The sequence below is a fragment of the Zoogloea sp. genome (assembly GCF_041904905.1).
In the GTDB taxonomy this organism is placed as follows: Bacteria; Pseudomonadota; Gammaproteobacteria; order Burkholderiales; family Rhodocyclaceae; genus Zoogloea.
Window position 1 is genome coordinate 1 of the sequence record NZ_JAYRMI010000117.1, and the last position, 4,940, is coordinate 4,940.

The 4,940-nt window shown below is 68.6% G+C and carries 5 protein-coding genes; 2 read left to right on the top strand and 3 right to left on the bottom strand.

Annotation, left to right across the window (positions count from 1 at the left end; translation table 11 throughout):
* Together ACE3N6_RS18890 and ACE3N6_RS18895 are read left to right on the top strand one after the other, a co-directional pair.
* Positions 1-381 (top strand): response regulator (locus ACE3N6_RS18890; protein ID WP_374247369.1); only part of this gene is annotated, 381 nt, incomplete at its 5' end.
* Positions 382-445: 64 nt separating this feature from the next.
* Positions 446-850: a PhaM family polyhydroxyalkanoate granule multifunctional regulatory protein gene (locus ACE3N6_RS18895; protein WP_374247370.1), complete on the top strand. Its 405-nt coding sequence runs from the start codon at positions 446-448 to the stop codon at positions 848-850.
* Positions 851-895: 45 nt separating this feature from the next.
* Here ACE3N6_RS18895 and ACE3N6_RS18900 read toward each other — a convergent pair whose 3' ends face one another.
* The 3 genes from ACE3N6_RS18900 to ACE3N6_RS18910 form a co-directional block, all read right to left on the bottom strand.
* Positions 896-1,795 (bottom strand): AEC family transporter, encoded by a 900-nt coding sequence (locus ACE3N6_RS18900; protein ID WP_374247371.1) that lies wholly within the window; start codon positions 1,793-1,795, stop codon positions 896-898.
* A gap of 105 nt (positions 1,796-1,900) precedes the next feature.
* Positions 1,901-3,136, bottom strand: coding sequence for a phenylacetate--CoA ligase family protein (locus ACE3N6_RS18905; protein ID WP_374247372.1), 1,236 nt, complete (start codon positions 3,134-3,136; stop codon positions 1,901-1,903).
* Positions 3,137-4,082: 946 nt separating this feature from the next.
* Positions 4,083-4,883 carry an ABC transporter ATP-binding protein gene (locus ACE3N6_RS18910; RefSeq protein WP_374247373.1) on the bottom strand — a complete coding sequence of 267 codons (801 nt, stop codon included), beginning with the start codon at positions 4,881-4,883 and terminating at the stop codon, positions 4,083-4,085.
* Positions 4,884-4,940: the final 57 nt, after the last annotated feature.

A 4,940-nucleotide genomic window follows, 5' to 3' on the forward strand; every position in this document is an offset into this window, starting at 1 on the left:
CAGGCCCTCAACGGCCTCCACGTCGCCCTCGTGGACGACGACGAGCTGGCCGTCGCCAGCGCCGTGGGGCTGCTCGAATCCTGGGGCTGCCGGGTCACCGCCGCCAACAACCAGGCAGACATCCTGGGCAGCCTGGACGCCATCGGCGCGGTGCCCGACATCATCCTGTCCGACTACCAGATCGCCGGCACCGAAGACGGGCTGGAGACCATCCGCCGCCTGCGCGCCCACTTCGGCAAGCCCATCCCCGCGATCATCCTCAGCGGCGACACCTCGCCCGCCACCGCCAGCGCCGCCCAGCAGGCCGACATCCCGCTGCTCCACAAGCCCGTCCGCCCGGCCAAGCTGCGCGCCCTGCTGCAACGAAAGACCCAAGGCTGATGCAGCCGGCCTACGCTTCGGTTAAGATCGACCATCGATTCCACAACCAGACAAGGGGAGAGCAATGAGCACCGAAAACAAGGCGCAGGATCCACTCGAATTCATGCGCAGCATGTGGAGCAAGATGGGCTTCAGCCTGCCCGGCATGGTCACCCCAACCCTCGACGTGGACGAGCTCGACAAGCGCATCGCCGACATGAAGGCCGTCGAGAACTGGCTCAAGATGAACCTCAGCTCCCTCCAGATGGCCACCCAGGGCCTCGAGATGCAGCGCGCCACCATCGCCACCATGCAGGCCATGAGCAAGATCGCCTCGGAAGGCGGCCCCCCCGAAGCCGCCCAGCCCAACCCCTTCGCCGCCGGCATGTGGCCGTGGAACCTGATGCCCGGCGCGGCGGAAGCCCCCAAGGCTGCCGACCCGGCCCCCGCGCCGGCCCCCGCCAAGTCCGGCCGCAGCAAGGACAAGTAATCGCCCCGCAACCCCGGCACCCGCCGGGGTTGTGCCATCTGGGCCTCACGCAACCCGCAGCAAGGCCAGCCAGCCGGTCAGGGTGATCGCCGCCGCCACCGTGGTGGCCGAGATCAAGCGCGCCACACCGGGCCCGTCGCCCCCCAGCCGCATCGCCAGGATGTAGGCCGACGACGCCGTCGGCAAGGCCGCAAAAGCCACCGCCACCTGGAAGGCCACGCCCTCCAGCCCCAGCATCCGCCCCAAGCCCCACGCCACCGCCGGCAGCGCCAGCAGCTTCACCGCGCACAGGTAGAGCGTGCCGAAGCGACCGCCCTCGCTGCGCCCCAGGCGTAGCGCCGCGCCCACCGCCAGCAGGCCCAGCGTCACCGCCGCATCCGCCAGCCGCTGCAGAAAGGGCAGCACCGGCGCCGGCAGCTGCGCACCCGACAGGTTGAAGGCCAGCCCGGCCAGGGTGGCGACGATCAACGGGTTCTTCGCCAGCTCCTGCCACAGCCGGCCCTGCCCGTGGCGCACCAGCATCGCCACCGCGGCCATGTTGGCAAAGGGCACCATCGCCCCGCACAGGGCGCCCATGGTCGCCACGCCGGCCGCCCCCGCCAGCTTGCCGGCCACGGCGATCCCGATGTAGGTGTTGAAGCGGTAGGCGCACTGCAGGCGCGAGGCAAAGGCCATCGCATCCAGCCCCATCAGCGGCCGCCCGGCAAGGCCCAGCACCAGCCCCGACGCCATCGTGACCAGCCCGACCACGAACAGCGGGCCCATCGCGGCGATGTCGATCGTCGCCCGGGCCAGGGCGTGGAACAGCAGCGCGGGAAAGAAGATGAAATAGACCAGCCTCTCCACGCCGGTCCAGAAGGCGTCCGCCAGCCCGAAGTGGCGACGCAGCGCCACGCCCAGGGCGATCAGGGCGAAATCGGGCAGGAGCAGCAGAAAGCTCTGCATCGCTCAGGGCAAGGCGGCAAGGGGCGACATGCCGCCAGTGTGCCCGAAGGGCGGGCCCGGTTCGATCCGGGCTTTCCGCAGGGGGCCCGGGCGGCCCCCGGTGGCCTACTCGTAAGTGCGCCGGTCGTCGATCACCTTGCCGTCGTTGGCCAGACTGCCCGGCGCGCAGAAGCTCACCTCGCCGCGCAGCTTGGTCAGCTCGCGGATCGAGCCGGCCACCGCCTCGGCGAGGCCGTCCGCCGGCGCGGCAAGCTCGCAGTGGAGGGTCATCCGGTCGCTCTGGCCCGGGTTATCCACCACCAGCCGGCCGCGGCCGATCTCCGGGTGGCGCTTGAGCACCGCCGCCACCTGGCCGGGGTGCACAAACATACCCTTCACCTTGGTCGTCTGGTCGGCGCGCCCCAACCAGCCCTTGATGCGGGTGTTGGTGCGCCCGCAGGGCGAGATGCCCGGCAGGATCGCCGACAGATCGCCGGTGCCGAAGCGGATCAGCGGGTAATCGGGGTTGAAGGTGGTCACCACCACCTCGCCCACCTCGCCGGGCGCCACCGGATCGCCCGTGCCGGGGCGCACGATCTCGACGATCACGTCCTCATCCAGCACCATGCCCTCCCGCGCCGGCGTCTCGAAGGCCACCAGCCCCAGGTCGGCGGTGGCGTAAGCCTGATAAGCCTGAATGCCGCGGGCGGCGAGGGCCTCCCGCTGGCTGGGCGGAAACGCCTCGCCGGAGACGAAGGCCTTCTTCAGGCTGTCCAGCTTCACACCCTGCTCGTCGGCCTTCTCCAGCAGGATGCGCAGGAAGGACGGCGTGCCGGCGTAGGCATCCGGCCGCAGGTCGAGCATCGCCGCGAGCTGCTGCTCGGTCTGCCCCACGCCCGCCGGAAACACCGTGCAGCCCAGCGCATGGGCGGCCGTCTCCATCATCGAACCGGCCGGCGTGAAGTGGTAGGAGAAGGTGTTGTGCACCAGATCGCCGGCCCGGAAGCCCGCCGCATAGAAGGCCCGGGCGAGCCGCCAGTAATCCTTGCGCGCGCCCTCGGGCTCGTAGATCGGCCCCGGCGACGCGAACACCCGGGCACAGCCGCCGCCCCACCGCACCGCCGCCAGCCCGCCAAAGGGGCGTGCAGCCTTCTGCAGCTCGGAGAGTTCGGATTTGCGGATCACCGGCAGCGCCGCCAGCGCCTCGCGGGTGGCGACGGCGGCCGCATCCACGTCCTTCAACAGCGCGGCAAACGCCGGCGCGTTGGCCTTGGCGTGAGCCACCTGGGCAGGCAGCCGGGCGAGGAGTTCGCGCTCGCGATCGAGGGGATCGCGGGTTTCACGGGCGTCGTAGTAGTTCATTGGGTCTCCGCGTCCTTCTGGTTTTTTCGTTCGTCCGGTTGCAGGACGGTTTTTCCTGTTATCAACGTACCGTTGGCGGGGATGCGCCCCCGCCCCCCTGCCAACCAAAGGCACCGTATAGGTCGGACTGAAGTCCGACCTACAGCACATTCGTTGGCCGGGACTCACCCCGGCGGGCGAGCCGCTCTCTTGCTTCACCCACAAAGGAAGCAAAGACATTCACGTAGGTCGGGTTAGCGCAGCGTAACCCGACACCCGAACCCGCCGGACCGACACGCGCTGGCACTAGGCCACGTCGGGTTACGCTGCGCTAACCCGACCTACCCAAAACTCGCCGGCTACGCCGGCTCAGACAGCCGCGCCGAACTTCCCCGCCTGTTGCTGTGCTGCTCGGCGGTTCAGACGGGCTTTTGCCAAGCACCGCGCCACACCAAAATCCGTTGCTGCCTTGAAGGGCGATGTCGGGTTACGCTGCGCTAACCCGACCTACCCCACCTACCCCACCATCCAACCCCATCCCATCCCATCCCATCCAACCCCATCCCATCCAGCCAAGGCTCGGTGGTTCCCCGGAGCCCGTCTGAGGCGCCGAGCAGCGCACCGGCGGGCGGGGCTTTCCGGCGCAGCTGTCTGAGCCCGAAGGGCGAGTTCTGCGCCGGCCGCCTGACGGGAGCAGCGCAGGGGAGTCATTCGCAAAGCGAATGACCGCCGAAGCCGGGTCGCCTTCTTTGCCGACTTTCTTGGCGAAGCAAGAAAGTAGGTCGCCCGCCAGGGGCGGAAGCGGGGTTTCGCGGAGCACTGCTCCACGCCGCTGGAGCCGGCCGGGTGTGCAAACCCGGCCGTGGAACGAACTCCCCGGCCCCCCCTGCCCACCGAAAGCACCACCGCATCAACCCGCGATGTCGGACTGAAGTCCGACCTACAGGGAAGCGCCCCGCAGCCCTCCTTACGACAACCAGCGCTTCCGGCGCCGGTAGTGCTTCACTTCCCGGAAACTCTTCCGCCCTTCGGACGACAGCCCCAGGTAGAACTCCTTCACGTCTTCGTTCGTCCGCAGGTCGGCGGCGTCGCCTTCCATCACCACGCGGCCGTTCTCCAGGATGTAGCCGAAGTCGGCGTAGCGCAGGGCGACCATGGTGTTCTGCTCGGCCAGCAGGAAGCTCACGTTCTCCTTGCTGTTGAGGTCCTTCACGATCTCGAAGATCTCCTCGACGATCTGCGGGGCGAGGCCCATGGAGGGTTCGTCCAGCAGGATCATCTCGGGCTTGGCCATCAGCGCGCGGCCGATGGCGCACATCTGCTGCTCGCCGCCCGAGGTGTAGCCGGCCTGCGAGGTGCGGCGGGTCTTCAGCCGCGGGAAGTAGGCATACACCTTCTCCAGGTTCTCCTTCAGCTCCGCGCGGGACTGGCTGCGGGTGTAAGCGCCGGTGAGCAGGTTCTCCTCGATGGAGAGGTGGCCAAAGCAGTGGCGGCCCTCCATCACCTGGATCACGCCCTTCTTCACCAGATCGGCCGGCGTGAGCTGGTCGATGCGCTGGCCCTTGAACTCGACGCTGCCCTTGGTCACATCGCCCCGTTCGGCCCGCAGCAGGTTGGAGATCGACTTGAGCGTGGTGCTCTTGCCGGCGCCGTTGGCGCCCAGCAGGGCAACGATCTTGCCCTGGGGCACCTGCAGCGAGACGCCCTTGAGCACAAGGATCACGTGGTCGTAGATGACCTCGATGTTATTGATGCTGAGGTAAGACATGGCGTCGGCCATCCTCATGTAGGGGCGACTTCAGTAGCCCCCCGGGTTATAGGGGGG